Source organism: Methylobacterium ajmalii (genome assembly GCF_036448855.1).
GTDB lineage: Bacteria > Pseudomonadota > Alphaproteobacteria > Rhizobiales > Beijerinckiaceae > Methylobacterium > Methylobacterium ajmalii.
Map to the genome: position 1 here is coordinate 175526 of NZ_JAZFXT010000006.1, position 18127 is coordinate 193652.

12 protein-coding genes are annotated in these 18127 nt (G+C 72.5%); 2 read left to right on the plus strand and 10 right to left on the minus strand.

The annotated features are described in order from the left end of the window. Positions 1-4: 4 nt before the first annotated feature. From V3T34_RS02500 to gyrA, 7 genes are all read right to left on the minus strand, one after another. Complete coding sequence (locus tag V3T34_RS02500) at positions 5-826, minus strand: adenine nucleotide alpha hydrolase family protein (RefSeq protein WP_331369093.1); 822 nt, start codon at positions 824-826, stop codon at positions 5-7. Beyond that, entirely contained in the window at positions 823-2073 is a 1251-nt protein-coding gene (locus V3T34_RS02505) for an electron transfer flavoprotein subunit alpha/FixB family protein (RefSeq protein WP_305078960.1), read from the minus strand. The genes V3T34_RS02500 and V3T34_RS02505 overlap by 4 nt, the downstream gene beginning before the upstream one ends. Then, positions 2070-3968 carry a DUF3483 domain-containing protein gene (locus tag V3T34_RS02510; protein WP_305078961.1) on the minus strand — a complete coding sequence of 633 codons (1899 nt, stop codon included), beginning with the start codon at positions 3966-3968 and terminating at the stop codon, positions 2070-2072. The genes V3T34_RS02505 and V3T34_RS02510 overlap by 4 nt, the downstream gene beginning before the upstream one ends. Before the next feature lie 55 nt (positions 3969-4023). After that, complete coding sequence (locus V3T34_RS02515) at positions 4024-6066, minus strand: NADH:flavin oxidoreductase (RefSeq protein ID WP_305078962.1); 2043 nt, start codon at positions 6064-6066, stop codon at positions 4024-4026. A 94-nt stretch (positions 6067-6160) separates the two neighbouring features. Continuing rightward, a complete protein-coding gene (locus tag V3T34_RS02520) occupies positions 6161-7306 on the minus strand; it encodes an FAD-binding oxidoreductase (protein ID WP_305078963.1) in 1146 nt (381 codons plus the stop codon). 2 nt (positions 7307-7308) lie between these two features. Next, entirely contained in the window at positions 7309-8568 is a 1260-nt protein-coding gene (locus tag V3T34_RS02525; protein WP_091888138.1) for an aromatic ring-hydroxylating oxygenase subunit alpha, read from the minus strand. A gap of 292 nt (positions 8569-8860) precedes the next feature. Then, complete coding sequence (gene gyrA, locus V3T34_RS02530) at positions 8861-11620, minus strand: DNA gyrase subunit A (protein WP_060848983.1); 2760 nt, start codon at positions 11618-11620, stop codon at positions 8861-8863. A 317-nt stretch (positions 11621-11937) separates the two neighbouring features. On the opposite strand from gyrA, the gene V3T34_RS02535 reads away from it, so the two are divergent. After that, a complete protein-coding gene (locus V3T34_RS02535; RefSeq protein ID WP_305078964.1) occupies positions 11938-13164 on the plus strand; it encodes an MFS transporter in 1227 nt (408 codons plus the stop codon). 75 nt (positions 13165-13239) lie between these two features. Here V3T34_RS02535 and V3T34_RS02540 read toward each other — a convergent pair whose 3' ends face one another. Continuing rightward, positions 13240-13632: a DUF2934 domain-containing protein gene (locus V3T34_RS02540; protein ID WP_305078965.1), complete on the minus strand. Its 393-nt coding sequence runs from the start codon at positions 13630-13632 to the stop codon at positions 13240-13242. Positions 13633-13959: 327 nt separating this feature from the next. On the opposite strand from V3T34_RS02540, the gene V3T34_RS02545 reads away from it, so the two are divergent. Continuing rightward, on the plus strand, positions 13960-14928 hold the full coding sequence (locus tag V3T34_RS02545; protein ID WP_305078966.1) for a metal ABC transporter substrate-binding protein: 969 nt from the start codon (positions 13960-13962) through the stop codon (positions 14926-14928). Positions 14929-15028: 100 nt separating this feature from the next. Here V3T34_RS02545 and V3T34_RS02550 read toward each other — a convergent pair whose 3' ends face one another. Both V3T34_RS02550 and V3T34_RS02555 read right to left on the minus strand, forming a co-directional pair. Further along, complete coding sequence (locus V3T34_RS02550) at positions 15029-16312, minus strand: ArgE/DapE family deacylase (protein ID WP_305078967.1); 1284 nt, start codon at positions 16310-16312, stop codon at positions 15029-15031. A gap of 140 nt (positions 16313-16452) precedes the next feature. Beyond that, on the minus strand, positions 16453-18024 hold the full coding sequence (locus V3T34_RS02555) for a GMC oxidoreductase (protein WP_060848986.1): 1572 nt from the start codon (positions 18022-18024) through the stop codon (positions 16453-16455). Between the last annotated feature and the right edge of the window lie 103 nt (positions 18025-18127).

Below are 18127 nucleotides of genomic sequence, written 5' to 3' on the forward strand. Positions count from 1 at the left end.
GGTCTCATCGTGGATCGTCGGTGGGACGGGGTGCGGCGAGCACGCCGACCTGACGCAGATAAGCGAGAATCTCACGTGCCGCCTCGTCGGGATCGGGCTGCACCAGGAGGCGGCCGCCGGCCGAGGCCCCCGCCTCCCCGGTCGCCGCCTTCAGGCGCTCGGCCGCCGAGCCGCCGGCGGGCGCGCCCTTCACCAGCTTCGGCCGGCGGCGATAGGGCCGTTCCTCGATCGCCGGGAGGGCGCCCGCCTCCGCGGCGAGCCCCGGCGACACATCGACCGTCGCGACCGCGACGGGCTCGAGCGCACCGCGGCGCGCCCGGCCATACGCGTAGGCGAGCGGCGCCGGTGCGTCGGGATGCACCGTCGCCAGGACGGGACCGCCGAGGATCACCCGCCGCCGGGCGCCGCGGCCGAGGCTCTGGTCGAGGCTCAGCCGGCCCGCCGCCTCGGGGGCGAGGCCGATGACGTCGGGGATCAGCGGAAGGCCGAGGGCCTCGGCCAGCCCGTAGGGCACGAGCCCGGTCTCGGGCCCGCCCTGCCCGCGCCGTCCGGCGAGGATCAGGTCGGGCGCGAGCACCGCCAGGCGTGCGGCGAGCGCCGGCACCGGATCGGCCTCGGCGGCGACGGTCAGGTGCTCGATCCGGGCGAGCCCCTGGCCCAGGCCTTCGGCCACCGCGGCGGCGTCGGGGCCGGCATGGAGGCCGACGACCTCGTGCGCCTCGCCGAGCCCGACGGCGAGGCGGATGGCCTGCGCCTCCAGCCGGGGCAGGACGGGGGCGCCGGAGACCGGATGACGGCCGGCAGAGAGAAGGACCGCGATTCTCATGGGGCGTCTCGCGTCGGGCCCGCGTCCTGCGCCATGAGCCGCAGCAGGGCCGGCATGACGGCTTGCGCGTCCTGCACGATGGCGAGGCCGGCGCGCTCGATCATCGCCGCGTGCAGGTCGGTGTTGACCGCCACGACATGCTCGCAGCCCGCGACGCCCTGCAGGTGCTGGGGGGCGCCCGAGATGCCGAGCGCGACGTAGCAGGTCGCGGCGAGCACGGTGCCCGACGCGCCGACCTGGCTCGATCGCGGCATCAGCCCGGCATCGCACAGGACCCGGCTCGCGCCCGGCGTCGCGTGCAGCGCCGCGACGACCTCCCGGAAGGTCGCGAGGTCGGTGACGCCGCTGCCGGCGGCGGCGACGAAGCTCGCCAGACCGAGGGGCACCGTGGCGGGATCGGCGGGAATCGTCGTCGCCGACAGGATCGCGGGCGCGGCGCGGGCGAGCGTCTCGATACGGACCGGAATCTCCCGCGCCTCGCGCGGCGGCCCGGCATACTCGGCCACCGCGTCGGCCGCGAGCGTGACGAGCAAACCCGGCGCCGTCCGCTGCTCGACGCGGCGCCCGTGCGCCGGACGGGCAATGGAACCGGCGGCGACGGCCTCGACGTCGGAGAAGAGCGGTTGGCGCAGCCGCACCGCGACGCGCCGGGCGAGGTCGCCGCCGTCGGGAGATTCGGGAAACAGGACGTGGCGGGGCCTGAGTTCCACGATCGCCTCCGCGACCCGGGCCGCCCGGCCGGCGGGATCGTAGCCCCCAGGATCGCAGTCCCCGAGAGCGTCGCCGCCCTTGTCGTCGAGCCGGACCAGGCGGTCGGCGCCGGCCGGCCCGCTCCCCTCGCAGGTCCCGGGTGCCAGGAGCGCCACGCCGCCGTCGCGGCCGGCGAGCACGCGGGCGGCCCCGAGGACCTGGCGGTCGTGGGGCGAGAGCCGGCCGCCCGCCGCGTCGGGCACGACCAGGACCAGGAAGGCCGGCGCGTCGAGGACGACGACCGTCGGCACCGGGGCCTGCACCGCGCGCGGCGCCTCGTGGACGGGTCCCGCCTCGGGCCGCGCGACCTGGCTCAGGTCGTAGCGCGGGCGCAGCCCCCCCGGCACGCGCTGGCCGTCGCGCTCGCGCCGGGGGTCGCGGCGCGGCCGCCCGCCGTCCCGGCGGACGGTCCGGTCGAGGCGGGGGCGGGTCCCCTCCCCGGTGGCGACGAGGAGCGCGGCGCGCTCGGCACGGGGGTCGCGGCGCGGGCGGGTCATCGTCCCGCCTCCACCGCCTGGAGCAGCAGCTCGGCGATGTCGCGGATCTCGGCCTTGCGGTCGGGCACGCCCTCCAGCATCGCCGTGCAGGACGGACAGGCGACCGCGACGATGCCGGCCCCGGTCTCCGCCGCCTGCGCCATGCGCAGGTCCGGGATCCGGCGCTCGCCCGGCACGTCGCTCACCGGCGCGCCGCCGCCGCCGCCGCAGCACATCGCCCGGCGGCCCGAGCGGGCCATCTCGACCCGCGAGACGCCGATCGCGTCGAGGACGGCGCGGGGCGCCTCGGTCTCTCCGTTGTAGCGGGCGAGGTAGCAGGGGTCGTGGTAGGTCACCGAGACGTCGGAGAGGCGGCCCGGGGCGAGGCGCCCGGCGCGGATCAGCTCGAGCAGGAAGGCGGTGTGGTGCATCACCGCGTAGCGGCCGCCGAAGGCCGGGTACTCGTTGCGCAGGGCGTGGAGCGCGTGCGGATCGGCGGTGACGATGCGGCCGAAATCGCGGGCGGCCAGGGTCGCGATGTTGGCCTTGGCGAGGGCCTGGAAGGTCGCCTCGTCGCCGAGGCGCCGGGCGAGGTCGCCGGTGTCGCGCTCCTCGGGCCCGAGCACCGCGAAATCGACGCCGGCCTGCCGCAGGAGCCGCACCAGGGCCCGCAAAGTGCGGCCGTAGCGCAGGTCGTAGGCGCCCTCGCCGAGCCACAGCAGCACGTCCGTCCGCCCGCGGGGCGCCAGTACCGGCAGGTCGAGGCCGGCGGCGAAGTCGGTGCGGGCGGCGAGCGGGCGCCCGCCGGCCTCGCCGGCCTGGCGCAGCTCGGTCACCGGTCCGACCGCCTTCTCGGGCAGGGCCCCGAGCTCGAGAGTCTGGCTGCGGCGCAACGATACCACGGCGTCGACATGCTCGATCATCATCGGGCATTCCTCGACGCAGGCCCGGCAGGTGGTGCAGGACCACAGCGTGTCGGGGTGGATCCGGGCCTCGGGCCCGACGAGTTCGATCAGCGCCCCGCGCCCGCCCATCGCGTCCCGGCCGCCCGGATAGGGCGCGCCGGCATAGGCGGGTTCCGCCGGCGAGAGCCCGGCGACGAGGTCCTGGATCAGCTTCTTCGGGTTCAGGGGCTGGCCCGCCGCGAAGGCCGGGCAAGCGGTCTCGCAACGCCCGCAGCTGACGCAGGCGTCGTAGGACAGGAGCCGGTTCCAGGTGAAGTCCGCCGGCATCTCGGCGCCGAGGCGGGGCGCGTCGAGATCGAGGGGCTGGAGCGCGGTGTCGGGGCGGCCCGCGAAGCGGCCGGGCCGCGGATGGGCGACGAGGTGCAGCGCGCCGGCCGCGGCGTGGCGCATCGGCCCGTGCCGCACCTCGAAGGCCAGGCCGAGCCCGCCGGCGGCCGCCAGCGCCAGGGTGAAGGGGAGCGCGATCCCGCCGGCGCCGAGGGCCAGCAGCAGGGCGGTGAGCGTGCCGCCGAGGGCGTAGGCGAGGAGCAGGAACGGCAGGATCTGGAACCGCCCAGCGGAGAGGCGGGGCTTCTTCACCGGGTAGCGCCGCGCCCCGACCATCAGGGAACCCGCCGCCATGACTCCGAAGGCCGCCGCGACGACGCCCCAGTAGGGCCGGAAGCCGCCGAGGGGCGGCAGGATCGCGAGCGCCGTCAGGAGCGAGGCCGCCAGCATCCCGCCGGCCACCACCGCGTGCATCCGCGAGGCGTAGCCGTCCCGCGCGACGACGTGGTGGACGTCGACGAGGTAGCGCCGCGGCAGGCTGGCGAGGCCGGAGAGCCACGGCACGGAGGCGGCGGCCCCGGCCCGCCAGAGGGCGGCGCGGCGCAGGACCTGGACGAGGGCGAGCGCCGCCATCGCCCAGACGAGGCCGGGAAACACCGTGGTCAACGAGACGGGGCCGGTCATGCCATGTCGTCCGGGAGCGGGCGGCGGGATCGGGGTGAGCGGGAGCCGAGCGGCGTCAGAGGTCCTTGCACAGCCTCAAGGCGTCGTAGATCGCCGCATGGATGTTGCGGCCGGCCACCGCGTCGCCGATCCGGTACAGGGCGTAGCCCCGGGAGAGGTCGTAGGGCTGGGGCTCGCCGCGCAGCATCGCGTCCTGGTCGGTCTGGCCGCGATTGACGGACGAGGCCTTCAGCGCCCGGTAGAGCCCCTCCACCGGCAGCGTGCCGTGATCGACCACGATCCGGTCGACGAGGCGCTCCTCCTCGGCATCCGTCATGGTGTTGCGGAGTGCCGCGACGAAGCGGTTGCCCTCGGGGTAGATCTCGATCAGCTCCATGTTCGGCGTCATCACGACGCCGAGCTTGTAGAGCTCGCGCAGGTGAATCGGCTGGTTGGTGGTGCCGACCTCCTCGGCCACCATCCGGTCGTGGGTGGCGACCTCGACGAGGCAGCCGCGCTTGGCGAGAAGCTCGGCCACCGACGAGGCGTTGTGCTGGCCCATCTCGTCGTAGAGCAGGACCGAGCCGGTCGGCTCGACCGCGCCCGACAGCACCTCGGCGGTGGTGACGGCGTGCTGCTCGGCCCCCTTGGCGTGGCCGCGGAACGGGGTGCCGCCGGTCGCCACGATGACGACGTCGGGTTTCTCGGCGAGCACCGCCGCCTCGGTCGCCTCGGTGTTGAGCCGCAGGTCCACCCCGAGCTTCGTGACCTGCGCGACGAGCCAGCGCGGAATGCCCGACATCGCCTCGCGCCAGCCGGCCTTGGCCGCGAGCCCGATCTGGCCGCCGGCCTGGCCGCTCTTCTCGAACAGCACCACGGCATGGCCGCGCTCGGCGCAGACCCGGGCCGCCTCGAGCCCGCCGGGCCCGGCACCGACCACCACGACGCGCCGGCGCACATCCGCCTTGCGAATCTCGTGCGGCATCGTCGCCTCGCGGCCGGTGGCGGCGTTCTGGATGCAGAGCGCGTCGCCGCCGACATAGATCCGGTCGATGCAGTAGCCCGCACCCACGCATTGGCGGATGTCGTCGGCCCGCCCCTCGGAGAGCTTCTTCACCAGATGCGGGTCGGCGATGTGGGCGCGGGTCATCGCCACCATGTCGACATGGCCGTCGGCGACGGCGCGGGCCGCGGTGGCCAGATCGGTGACGCGCTGGGCATGGAACACCGGCACGTCGACCTCGCGCTTGATCGCGCTCGGCAGGAACAGGAACGGCGCCACCGGGAACGACATGTTGGGCAGCGAGATCGCGTGGGCGATGTGGTCGCGCGCCTGGCCGCCGAGCACGTTGAGGAAGTCGACGAGGCCGCGCCTGGCGTACTCGGTGGCGATCGCCAGGCAATCCTCCTGGCTGAGGCCGTCGGCGATCATCTCGTCGCCGGACATGCGGATGCCGATGACGTAGTCGTCGCCGGCCTCGGCCCGCATCGCCTCCAGCACCTCGATGCCGAAGCGCATCCGGTTCTCCAGGCTGCCGCCGTACTTGTCGGTGCGCTGGTTGACGCTGGGCGACCAGAACTGGTCGATCAGGTGGCCGTGGGCCGCCGAGACCTCGCAACCGTCGAGCCCGCCCTCGCGGCAGCGGCGCGCGGCCTGCGCGAAGCTCTTGACCACCCGGGCGATGTCCTCCTCCTCCATCTCCTTCGGGACGGTGCGGGAGGCCGGCTCGCGCCGGGGCGAGGGCGAGACCGTGGGGAGCCAGTGCTCGGTATCCCACTTGGTGCGCCGGCCCATATGGGTGAGCTGGATCATCAGCTTGCCGCCGTGCTCGTGCACCCGGTCGGCGAACTGGCGGAAATACGGGATCACCGAATCGTCGGCGACCGAGATCTGGTTCCAGGGCGCGGCCGGGCTGTCGGGCGCGACCGAGGACGAGCCGCCGAACATGGTGAGCCCGATGCCGCCCTTCGCCTTCTCGGCGTGGTAGAGCTGGTAGCGCTCCTGCGGCTTGCCGTCCCGGCCGTAGCCCGGCGCGTGGCTGGTGGACATCACCCGGTTGCGGATGGTGAGGCCCTTGATGGTGAGGGGCTTCAGAAGCGCGTCGGCATTGGCGATCACGGGACGACTCCCGAAGGCTCTAGCGAGGAGTTTTTGGGCGAGGAATGTGGGCTCGCGGCAGGGAACCGGGCGCGGCGCGGGCCGGCGCCCGCCCTCAGCGCTCGACGACGAGGTCGCTCGTGGGCTTGGAGCAGCACAGCAGCGCCATGCCGGCGTCGATCTCGCGCTGGCGGATGCCGCCCGCATGGGCCATCGCGACCGTGCCCGAGGTGACCTTGGACTTGCAGGTGCCGCACAGGCCCTTGGCGCAGGACGAGGGCAGCCGGATCCCGGCCCTGCGGGCGGCGTCGAGCACCGTCGAATCCTCCGGGCAGTCGAGCACCCGGCGGGTCTTGGCGAACTCGACCCGGAAGGTCCGGACGACCGGCGCGGCAAGCGGCCGGTCCTGGCCCTCGGCGTCGAGGGCCTGCTCGGCCTGCGCCGCCGCCGCGCGGTCGGCCTCGGGCAGGGCGCCGAAGTCGAAGCTCTCCTCGTGGTGGCGGGCCATGTCGAAGCCGGCCTCCGCCAGCATCGCGCGGACCGCCGCCATGTAGGGGGCGGGACCGCAGACGAAGACCTCGCGCTCGAGGAAGTCCGGCACCGCCTCGCGCAGGATCGCCGGCGACAGCCGCCCCTTCGGTCCGGCCCACGCTTCGTCCGGCGCGTCGGCCTCGCAGATCGCGTGGACGCGGAAGGCCGGGTCGAGGCGGGCCATCGTCTCCAGTTCGCCGCGGAAGACGATGTCGGCGGGCGTGCGGGCGGAGTGGACGAAGGCGACGTCGCGGCTCTCGCCGAGATCGTGGAAGGTGCGCGCCATCGCCATCATCGGGGTGACGCCGCTGCCGCCCGAGAGCAGCAGGTATTTCGGCGCCGGATGGGCAAAGCAGGTGAACTCGCCCATCGGCCCGAGCGCCCGCACGGTGTCGCCGGGCTTCAGGGTGTCGTGCAGCCAGTTCGAGACCGGCCCGCCCGGCACGCGCTTCACGGTGATCGACACGGCGTGCGGCCGGGTCGGCGCCGAGGACAGGGTGTAGCAGCGATGCACCGTCTCGCCGCCGATCTCGAAGGCGAAGGTCAGGAACTGGCCCGGCGCGTAGGCGTAGCGCCGGGGCTCCGGCGCGGCGAGCACGAAGGTCTTCACGTCGTGCGTCTCCCGGCGCACGGCGAGGCAGACCAGGGTGTCGTCGGCCTCCGCGTCCCAGGGGGTGCTGGCGGCGAGGCGCGCGGCGGCCGGTTCGCGCGAGGCGGGGGCGGACGCCATCGTCAGCGCTCGAGATGCGCGGCCATGCGGCCGACGTACCAGTTGCAGAACTTCTCGACGAGCATCTCGGTGTTGGGCGAGTAGGGCCCGGGCTCGTAGGCCGGGCTCTTCACGCCCTGCTGGCAGATGCCGACGAGCTCGCTGTCCTGGTCGTTGGTGGCCTCCCAGACGCCGGTCAGGTTGGCGAGGTCGTAATCGACGCCCTCGACCGCGTCCTTGTGGACCAGCCACTTGGTGCGCAGGAGCGAGCGCTCGGCGTCGAGCGGCAGCACCGAGAAGGTGACGATGTGGTCGCCGAGGAAGTGGTGCCAGGAATTCGGCTGGGTCCAGACCGACAGGCCGCCGAGCTTGGCGTTGGTGAGCGTCCCGAGCAGCTTCCTGCAGGCCGCCTTGGTGTCGAGGGTGTGGGACTCGCCCTCGCCGTCGAGCGGCAGCCGCTCGGTGCGGAAGCCCGAGATCATCGTGTCGAGCTCGTCGATCTCGCGCGAGGGCAGGCCGTCGGCCTCCCACTCGGCGTGACGGGTCTTGAGCAGGCAGCCGTAGCGCTCGGCCTCGGCACGGTCATGCTCGCTCATCTCCTCGGGGGCGAAGCCGAAGCCGTAGGCGAAGAGCGGCACGGTCAGCTCGGGATGGTTGCCGCCGCAATGGTAGCACTCGCGGTTGTTCTCCATCGTGAGCTTCCAGTTGCCGGGCTCGATGATGTCCTTCTGGAACGCGACCTTGGTGTTCTCGATCGCGTGGGGCGCGATGTAGGGGGTGAGCCGGGCCGACATCTCGTCGAAATCCGCCGGCGGCTCGTCGGCGAGGCAGATGAACAGCAGGCCGGCGAGCGAGCGGATGTGGACCGGCTTGAGGCCGTGGCAGCCCTTCTTGAAGTCGGGCCCCATGTGGTCGGCGTGGACGAGGTCGCCGGTCAGGTCGTAGGTCCAGGAATGGTAGCGGCAGACGAGGTTGCCGACCGTCGACTTCTCCTCGTGGACGAGACGCGCGCCGCGGTGGCGGCAGACGTTGTGGAAGGCGCGGATCTCGTTGTCGTCGTCGCGCACGATCGCCACCGAGGTGGTGCCGATATCGACCACCATGACGTCGCCGGCCTCCGGCACGTCGGGGGCGACGCCGACATAGATCCAGTGCCGGCCGAAGATGACGTCCATGTCGGCCTGGAAGACCTCCGGGCTGACGTAGAACGCGGCCGGCAGGCTGTAGCCGCGACGGCGCTCCCGCAGGAGGCGCTGCAAGGGGGTCGGCGTCACGTCGAGCATCGGTGGCCTCCGAAAGCCAATCCTGGTGCCCCGACTATCGCCGCCGTCCCCCCGCCCCGCTGCCACGCCAGCGACACTCGCTTGGCTCGCCGCGACGCCCGCCCGCGATGCCCCGGGGCGGCCTGCGGCCCCCGTCCCCGGGCGGGCCGGGGTGCGGGATCACGTGCGGGGCGCGGGACCGAAGCGTGGGGAACGAAGCCTGCGGAACCCCTGCGGAACGAAGAACGCCGCGCCCGCAGGGACGACCCTGGCGGACGCGGCGTCGCCTCATCCTGCGCGATGGAAGCCCCGATCAGGCCTCCTCGCCCTCCCCGGCCTCGCCCTCGACGTCGGCCTCCGCCTCGCCTTCACCCTCGATGTGCTCGACCGACACCACCTTCTCGGTCTTGTCGGTGTTGAACACCGTGACGCCCTGCGAGGCGCGGCCGACGACCCGGATGTCGTCGACGGGCACGCGGATCAGCTTGCCGGCATCCGTCACCAGCATGATCTGGTCGCTGGTCTCGACCGGGAACGAGGCGACGAGGGTGCCGTTGCGGGCATTGACCTCCATCGCCTTGATGCCCTTACCGCCCCGGCCCGAGATCCGGTACTCGAAGGACGAGGTGCGCTTGCCGAAGCCGCGCTCCGACAGGGTGAGGACGAACTGCTCCGCCGCCCCCATGGCGATGTAGCGGTCCTGGTCGAGGTCGATCGCGGCGGCGTTCTCCTCGGCCTCCGGCTCGGGCGCGGCGGGCAGCTCGATCGCCTCGCCGGTGGCGCGCCGGTCGGCGTTGGCGCGCTTGAGGTAGGCCTGGCGCTCCTCGGGCGAGGCCTCGAAGTGGCGCAGGATCGTCATCGAGATGATGCGATCGCCCTTGGCGAGGTTGATGCCGCGCACGCCGGTCGAGTCGCGGCCCTTGAACACCCGCACGTCGGTGACCGGGAAGCGGATGCACTGGCCCGCGCCGGTGGTCAGCAGCACGTCGTCGGCCTCGGTGCAGATCTCGACGTGGACGATGTGGTCGCCCTCGTCGAGCTTCATCGCGATCTTGCCGTTGCGGTTCACCTGCACGAAGTCGGACAGCTTGTTGCGCCGCACGCTGCCGGATGCCGTGGCGAACATCACGTCGAGGGTTTCCCAGGACGCCTCGTCCTCGGGCAGCGGCATGATGGTGGTGATGCGCTCCTTGCCCTGGTCGAGGGGCAGGATGTTGACGAGCGCCTTGCCGCGCGCGTTCGGCGCCGCGAGCGGCAGCCGCCACACCTTCTCCTTGTAGGCCTGGCCCTGCGAGGAGAAGAACAGCACCGGCGTGTGGGTGTTGGCGACGAAGAGGCGGGTGACGAAATCCTCGTCGCGCATCGACATGCCGGCCCGGCCCTTGCCGCCGCGGCGCTGGGCCCGGTAGGTCGAGAGCGGGACGCGCTTGATGTAGCCGGCGTGCGACACGGTCACGACCATGTCCTCGCGCTGGATCAGGTCCTCGTCCTCGACGCTCGAATCCCAGTCGAGGATCTCGGTCCTGCGCGGGGTCGCGTACTCGGCCCGGACCTCGGCCAGCTCGTGCTTGACGATGCCCATGATGCGGGCGCGCGAGCGCAGGATGTCGAGGTAGTCGGCGATCTCGTCGGCGAGGCGCTTCAGCTCGTCGCCGATCTCGTCGCGGCCGAGCGCGGTCAGGCGCTGCAGGCGCAGGTCGAGGATGGCGCGGGCCTGGGTCTCGGACAGGCGGTAGGTGCCGTCCTCGCGCAGGCGGTGGCGCGGGTCGTCGACGAGCGCGATCAGCGGCGCGATGTCCTCGGCCGGCCAGTCGCGGGACATCAGGGCCTCGCGGGCCGAGTTCGGATCCGGCGAGGTGCGGATCAGCCGGATCACCTCGTCGATGTTGGCGACCGCGATGGCGAGACCGCACAAGACGTGGGCCCGCTCGCGCGCCTTGTTCAACAGGAACTTGGTGCGGCGCGACACGACCTCCTCGCGGAAGTCGATGAAGGCCTGGATCAGGTCCTTGATGTTGAGGAGCTCGGGCCGGCCGCCGTTCAGCGCCACCATGTTGCAGCCGAAGCTCGTCTGCAGCGGGGTGTAGCGGTAGAGCTGGTTCAGGACCACGTCGGCGACGGCGTCGCGCTTCAGCTCGACGACGATGCGCATGCCGTCGCGGTCGGATTCGTCGCGAAGATCCGCGATGCCCTCGACGCGCTTCTCGCGCACGAGGTCGGCGATCTTCTCGACCAGCGAGGCCTTGTTCACCTGATACGGGATCTCGGTGAAGATCAGCGCCTCGCGCTCCTTGCGCAGCTCCTCGATGTGGGACTTCGCCCGCATGATCACCGAGCCGCGGCCGGTCATGTAGGCCGAGCGGGTGCCCGAGCGCCCGAGGATCGCGCCGCCGGTCGGGAAATCCGGGCCCGGGATGATGTCGTTCAGGCCCTCGATCGTCAGCGCCGGGTCGTCGATGAGCGCGATGCAGCCGTCGATCACCTCGCCGAGGTTGTGCGGCGGGATGTTGGTCGCCATGCCGACCGCGATGCCGCCGGCGCCGTTGACGAGGAGGTTGGGGAAGCGGGCGGGCAGGACCGCCGGCTCGTCCTTCGACTCGTCGTAGTTCGGGTTGAAGTCGACGGTGTTCTTGTCGATGTCCTCGAGGAGCGACATCGCGGGCTTGGCCAGGCGCGATTCGGTGTAGCGCATCGCCGCCGGCGGGTCGCCGTCGACCGAGCCGAAATTGCCCTGGCCGTCGACCAGCATCAGCCGCATGGCGAAGTCCTGCGCCATGCGGACGAGGGCGTCGTAGATCGATTGGTCGCCGTGCGGGTGGTACTGACCCATCACGTCGCCGACGATGCGCGCCGACTTCACGTACTTGCGGTCCGGCAGATAGCCGTTCTCGTACATGGAGTACAGGATGCGGCGATGCACCGGCTTCAGGCCGTCGCGCGCGTCCGGCAGCGCCCGGCTGACGATGACGCTCATCGCGTAGGCCAGGTAGGACTGGCGCATCTCGTCGGTGATCGAGACGGGCTTGATGTCGGTCGCGGGCGGGGGAGCGCCGGTCGGGTCGTTCTCTGCCAAGGTCTGTCTCTCGTCGCGGCCCGCGCGGGCTCACATCTCGTTGCCGGCAGGCTTAGCCGATTTCGCCTTCGAGCACCAGCCTGAAGGGCGGGGCCGACGAACGCGGAAGACGAAGCAAATCAGCATCTTAGATGGGCGTTCCGGGGATGTTCCACAAGCCCGCACGACCCTGTGGACGAGTGTCCCGCGAAGTCGTTAGAGATTGGCAAAGGATGCGGGACGAGGAGGCCGGACGCGAGGGCCCGCCCGCGCCGGGAGGCCGCCGCCATGGACCCCGTCACCGAATGCATGCCGGGCCCGGACGGGGGACGGACGCCGTGAGCGCGCCACGACGCTGGCCGGTCATCTCGGCTCTGGGCGTGACGCAGATCTTCGCCTGGGGCTGCAGCTACTACCTGCTGACGGTGCTCGGCCCGTCGATCGCGGCGGAGACCGGCTGGCCGCTGCCGTGGATCTTCGGCAGCCTCACCGCCGGCATGCTGGCGGCGGGCGCCGTCGCGCCGCTCGCCGGACGGCTGATCGGGCGCCACGGCGGCCGGCCGGTGCTGGCGGTGTCGTCCGGCCTCTTCGCCGCCGGGCTGACGCTCCTGGCGGCGGCGCCGAACCTGCCGGTCTTCGGCCTCGCCTGGCTGGTGATCGGGCTCGGCATGGGGTCGGGGCTCTACGACGCGGCCTTCGCCACCCTCGGGCGGCTCTACGGGGCCGATGCCCGGCCGTCGATCACGGCACTGACCCTGTGGGGCGGCTTCGCCAGCACGGTGTGCTGGCCGCTCTCGGCCTTCCTGCTGGCGCATCTCGGCTGGCGCGGCACCTGCCTGACCTATGCCGCCCTGCAGGTCGCCCTGTCGGTGCCGCTGATCCTCGCCCTGGTCCCGCGGGCGACGCCGCGGCCGCCCCCGGCTCCCGGCACCCGGGCCGACGTCGCCCTCGCGCCCGGGGAGCGGTCGACCTTCCTGGTGCTCGCCGCGGTGGCGACCTGCACCAGCGTCGTCGCCTCGGTGATGTCGGTCCACCTGCTGACGCTGCTCCAGGACCGGGGCCTGACCCTGGCGGCGGCCGTCTCCCTCGGCACCCTGATCGGCCCGTCGCAGGTGGGCGCGCGGCTCCTCGAGGTCGCCAACCGCAGCCGCCACCACCCGATCTGGACGCTGACCGCGGCGGTCGGCTTGATGGCACTCGGCCTCATCCTGCTGTGGGGCGGCGTGCTCGCGCCCGGCCTGGTGCTGGTGGTCTACGGTGCCGGCAACGGACTCTACTCGATCGCCCGCGGCACCCTGCCCCTCGTCCTGTTCGGGCCCGAGCGCTACGCCGCGCTCCTCGGCCGGATCGCGAAGCCGAGCCTCGCCGCGCAGGCGCTCGCACCCTCGGGCGCCGCCTGGCTGATCGCCCATCGCGGGGCCGACGCGACGCTGGCGGTCCTGGCGGTCCTGGCCCTGCTCGACGTCGCCCTGGTCGCGGCGCTGTGGCGCCTGCTCCGGCGCGGCGCGGCACCGGCCCGGCCGGTCCACGACGAAAAGCCCCTCCCGCAGGGCGGAAGGGGCTGAGACGCGAAGGAAGGAGAGCCGGACGCGCCGTGCGCCGCCGGCCTCGCGTCCCGCGAAACCGATCGAGCGTTCCCCTCAGTGGGTTGTGACGGCTTCCGCGGCGGGACGGCGCCGGCGCGGGGCGGGCTTCGCCACCGCCTCGGCCAAGTCGGCCATGTCGGCCACCGCCTTCACCACCGCCTTGGCGGCGGGGGTCTCGGCCGCGGCCTTCCGGGCGGCGGGCTTGCGGGCCGCCGGCTTGCGGACCGGCTTGGCGGCGGCCTCGGTCACGGGCGCCTCCGCGGCGGGGACCTGCTCAGCAGGGACTTGCAGGGCGACGCTCTCCGGCACGGCGGCGGGCGCCGCGCTCGCGCCGCGCAGCTCCTGCTCGGCCAGGGTCCAGTAATGTGCGTCGCGGCCGTCAAGGCGGCCGTCGCGCTCCCACAGGGCGTAGGCGCGCTCGCGGATTCTGGTCTCGATGTGATCCATCCCGACCTCCTCATGGTTCAGTTGAGCGGACCATCGCCAGTCATGGTTAAGGAAGACCTAACCGCCGGTCTCCGCGAGGCTCCGGCGGGAGGGCGGCGGGCCGGCTCGTCCCGCTCCCGCGCAACGCCCCGGCCCGCCGGTGACACCGTCCGAGCGGGAGCGGGCAGGAACGGCGTGACCCGCGCACCCTGGACGCACCGGGCCGGCCCGTCCTCGCTTTAGGTCAAGGGCGGGCCCGTCTCCGGCGCGCTCCACGAATGTAACAATGTTGCAATTTCGGACCCGCCGGCCTAGGGGGTGCGCGGGATCGAGCGAGGGAACGATGCGATGCGTGGGGTGAGGTTCGCGATGCTGCTGCTGGCGCTGGTCCTGGGGTGGGGAGCGCCCGCCGGGGCACAGACCGCCGGCGCCGCCCCGGCGGCGGGCGAACCCGCGAAGGCGGAGCCCGGAAAAGCGGAGCCGACCCGGGTCGTGGCGACCTTCTCGATCCTCGGCGACCTCGTACGCCAGGTCGGCGGCGAGCGGGTCGCGGTCACCACCCTGGTCGGGCCGAACGGCGACGCCCACAGCTTCGTGCCGGCCCCGGCCGACGCCCAGGCGGTGGCGGCCGCCCGCCTCGTCGTGGTCAACGGCCTCGGCTTCGAAGGCTGGATCGACCGCCTGATCAAGGCGTCGGGCACGAAGGCCACGGTCGTGGTCGCCGCCAGGGGGGTGGTCCCGATCGAGGAGGACGAGGGCGCGCAGGACCATTCCCACGCGCACGACCACGCCGTCGATCCCCATGCCTGGCAGAACGTCGCCAACGCCAAGCGCTACGTCGCGGCGATCCGCGACGGCCTCTCGGCGGCCGATCCGGCCGGCAAGGCGGTCTACGCGGCCAACGCCACGGCCTATCTGGCGCAGCTCGACGCCCTCGACGCCGAGATCCGCACCGCGCTGACGGCGATCCCCGAGGCGCGCCGGCGCATCGTCACCACCCACGACGCCTTCGGCTATTTCGCCAAGGCCTACGGCCTGCGCTTCCTCGCCCCGCAGGGGGTATCGAGCCAGAGCGAGGCCACCGCCCGCGACGTCGCCGCCATCGTCAGGCAGGTGCGCCGCGACAGGATCCCGGCGGTCTTCCTCGAGAACGTCTCCGACCCGCGACTGATGCAGCAGGTCGCCCGCGAGAGCGGCGCCAAGGCGGGCGGCCGGGTCTTCTCCGACGCCCTGTCCGAGCCCGGCGGCCCGGCCACGACCTATCTCGACATGATGCGCCACAACGTGCGGGAATTCGTGGCGGCGCTGAAGAAGTGATACGAAGTCCGGAAGATCCCTTCCGGACTTCGTATCACCGGCCTGCACGGCGCATCCGCGTGGCGCCGAAGGAACGCCGGCTGCGTCGCGCAAGCCCCGCTCAGGCGGCTTCCGTCCCGCACCATTCGGCGACGAACAGCGCCATCGCGGTGGTGATGCGCCGGAGCGAGGCGAGGCTGACCCGCTCGTCGAAGCCGTGGATGTTCTCGCTCTTCGGACCGTAGCAGAGCGCCGGCACCCGGTCGTAGAGGGCGTGGACCCGGGTATCGAGGTAGCCGGCGGTCATGAAGCTCTTCAGCGCCGCCCCCGTCGCCGCCTCGTGCGCCCGGCCGAGCACGGCTTCCGCCTCCGAGCCCTCCTCCAGCACGTAGCCCTCGGCGAAGAAGCCGTGGAAGCTGACGCTCGGCGGGCTGTTCGACAGGAAGGCGTCGTCGCGGGAGAACGCCGCCACCGCCGCCTCGATCTCGCGGGCGGCCTCCGCGGCGCTCACCCCCGGATAGAGCGCGATGCGGCAATCGATCCGGCACCAGGCCGGCACCGAGGAGGCCCAGTCGCCGCCCTCGATCCGGCCGATATTGAGGTTGATCGGGTGCGCCTCGCCCTCGAAGTGCGGGCGCCCGGCCTTGTCGGCGTTCCAGCGTTCCTCCAGCGCCCGCAGCGCGCCGATCACCCGGTAGGCGGCGTCGATGGCGTTGGCGCCGGTGCCCATCTCGCGGACATGGACCGGCCGGCCCCGGACCTCGACCCGGAACCACAACACGCCCGTATTGGCGCGCACCAGCATCTCCTCCTCCGGCTCGGGGATCAGCACCGCGTCGGCGCGGTAGCCGCGCAGATGGGTCATCAAGGCGCCGTTGCCGGTCGATTCCTCCTCCACCACCGATTGCAGCGTGACGGTCGCGGCGGGCTGGAGGCCGATGCGCCGCAGCGCGTCGAGGACGAACAGGTTGGCGGCGTGCCCCGCCTTCATGTCGGCGCCGCCGCGGCCGTAGAGCCAGTCGCCCTCGACCACCGGCTCGAAGGCCGGGTGGGTCCAGAGGTCGGCGGGGCCCGGCGGCACCACGTCGACATGGGCCTGGAGGATCAGCGAGCGCCCGATCTCCGCCCGCGGCCGGTGAATGCCGACGACGATCGGCGCCTCGGAATGCTCGGGGCTGAACCGGGCGCCGCCGGGATGCGCCTCGATCTGCGCCCGGTCCATGGCGAAGCGGTCCATGGCGTAGCCGCGGTCGCGAAAGCTGCGAAAGACGAAATCCTGGATCGCCTGCTCGTCGCCCCGGATCGAGGGAAAGCGCATCAGCGCCTGTGTGTGGGCGATCTGCTCGGAAAAGCCGTCGGCCACGGCCGTGATGATGCGGTCGCGCAGGGCGGGGTCCAGGGGCATGCGGGGGCTCCTCTGAGGGCGCCCCCGTCATAGCCCGGGACGCGGCGCGCCACCTATGCGCGCGGTGCGCGCCGCCTTGCGCGATCCGCTCCCCCCGCCCCGGGCGTGAGGTGCGGACGAGGATCCGGAGAAGGGCGGCGCTACGCCCCCAGCCGCCCGATGATGTGGTCGGCCACCCGCAGCGAGTTGGCGATGATTGTCAGGGTCGGGTTCACCGCGCCGATCGACGGGAAGAAGCTCGCATCGGTGACGTAGAGGTTGTCGAGCTCGTGCGCCTTGCAGTCGAGGTCGAGGACCGAGGTCGCCGGGTCGGTGCCGAAGCGCAGGGTCCCGGCCTGGTGGGCGGTGCCGCCGATCGGCACGTCCTTGCCGAGATAGAGCGAGCGGTCGAACAGGTGGGGGTGGATCTCGAGCCTGGAGCAGAGGTCGCGCAGCTTGGCCTTGAGCCGGTGCAACGCCTCCTCGTTGGTCTGCGTCAGATCGAGCCGCACCTTGCCGTTGTCGTAGAAGATGCGGTTCTGCGGGATCGGCAGGTCCTCGGTGGTGAGCCAGAAATCGAGGGAATGCGCGGCGATCCAGTCGAACGGCTTTTCCGGGAACCATTGCAGGAAGCCCGGCAGGCCCTCGCCGCGGATCTGCACCCCGTCCGACTTGCCGACCATCTGGATGTGGCCGAGGGGGTAATCCCAGTCGTCGGCGCCGAAGTAGAAGTCGTTGAGGCCGAGCGTCTTCTGGAACCGGGTCGGGTTCGGGGTGCGGGAGATCGCCAGCACCGTCGAGTTGTTGTGCCGCATGTAGTTGCGGCCGACCTGGCCCGACCGGTTGGCGAGCCCGTGCGGGTGGGCGTCGCTGGCGGAGCGCAGCATCAGGAGCGCCGAGGAGAGCGCGCCGCAGGCCACCACCACGATGTCGCCGGTGAACACCTCGGTCGTGTCGGCGCGCTTGACCTCGACGCCGGTGACCGTCCGGCCGGCCGGATCGGTGAGAAGCCGGTCGACATAGGCGTTCGTCATCAGCGTGAGGTTGTCGTGCGCCGCGAGCGCGGGATCGACGCAGGTGACCTGCGAATCCGCCTTGCCGTTGGTGATGCAGGGATAGCCGTCGAAGGCGTCGCAGCGGATGCAGGCCGAGTGCGGCAGGGGCTTGCCGTCCCGCTCGTCGAGCCGCACCCCGACCGGCAGGTGGAACGGGTGATGGCCCTCGCGCTTCAGCCCGTCGAACAGCTCCTGGATCCGGGGTTCGTGGGTGATCGGCGGGTAGGCGTAGGGTTTCGAGGATGGCGGCTCGGTCGGATCCTCGCCGCGCTGGCCATGGACGTAGTAGAGTTCCTCCGCCGCCTGGTAGTAGGGCTCGAACACGTCGTACTTCACCGGCCATTCCGGCGAGATCCCGTCCGGGTGGCGGATCTGACCGAAATCCTTCTCGCGCAGGCGGAGCAGGACCGAGCCGTAGACCTTGCTGTTGCCGCCGACGAAGTAGTGCAGGCCGGGATGGAAGCTCGACCCGTCGGCGCCGTACCAGGTCTCGGGCGCCTGGTATCGGGCATCGACGAAGACGGCCTGGCTGTCCCAGTTCTCCCGCTCGCGCGGCAGGTAGTCGCCGCGCTCGAGCAGCAGGATGCGCTTGCCGGTCTGGGCCAGCCGCCACGCCATGGTGCCGCCGCCCGGCCCCGAGCCGACGATGACGACGTCGTAGTGCCGGTTCTCGCTCATCGGCGGGTCCCCTCCGCTGCGGAAAGCCGCAGGATGACGCAGGGCCGCTCGCCCGTGCGAAGCGGATATGGCGGGGCTGGCGCCAACGTCGACCCGCCCCACT

What these genes read in the sequence shown, in the direction of transcription:
- V3T34_RS02500 (WP_331369093.1), bottom strand. Translation starts at nt 826, where the DNA reads ATGAGAATCGCGGTCCTTCTCTCTGCCGGCCGTCATCCGGTCTCCGGC.
- V3T34_RS02505 (WP_305078960.1), bottom strand. Translation starts at nt 2,073, where the DNA reads ATGACCCGCCCGCGCCGCGACCCCCGTGCCGAGCGCGCCGCGCTCCTC.
- V3T34_RS02510 (WP_305078961.1), bottom strand. Translation starts at nt 3,968, where the DNA reads ATGACCGGCCCCGTCTCGTTGACCACGGTGTTTCCCGGCCTCGTCTGG.
- V3T34_RS02520 (WP_305078963.1), bottom strand. Translation starts at nt 7,306, where the DNA reads ATGGCGTCCGCCCCCGCCTCGCGCGAACCGGCCGCCGCGCGCCTCGCC.
- V3T34_RS02525 (WP_091888138.1), bottom strand. Translation starts at nt 8,568, where the DNA reads ATGCTCGACGTGACGCCGACCCCCTTGCAGCGCCTCCTGCGGGAGCGC.
- V3T34_RS02540 (WP_305078965.1), bottom strand. Translation starts at nt 13,632, where the DNA reads ATGGATCACATCGAGACCAGAATCCGCGAGCGCGCCTACGCCCTGTGG.
- V3T34_RS02545 (WP_305078966.1), top strand. Translation starts at nt 13,960, where the DNA reads ATGCGTGGGGTGAGGTTCGCGATGCTGCTGCTGGCGCTGGTCCTGGGG.
- V3T34_RS02550 (WP_305078967.1), bottom strand. Translation starts at nt 16,312, where the DNA reads ATGCCCCTGGACCCCGCCCTGCGCGACCGCATCATCACGGCCGTGGCC.
- V3T34_RS02555 (WP_060848986.1), bottom strand. Translation starts at nt 18,024, where the DNA reads ATGAGCGAGAACCGGCACTACGACGTCGTCATCGTCGGCTCGGGGCCG.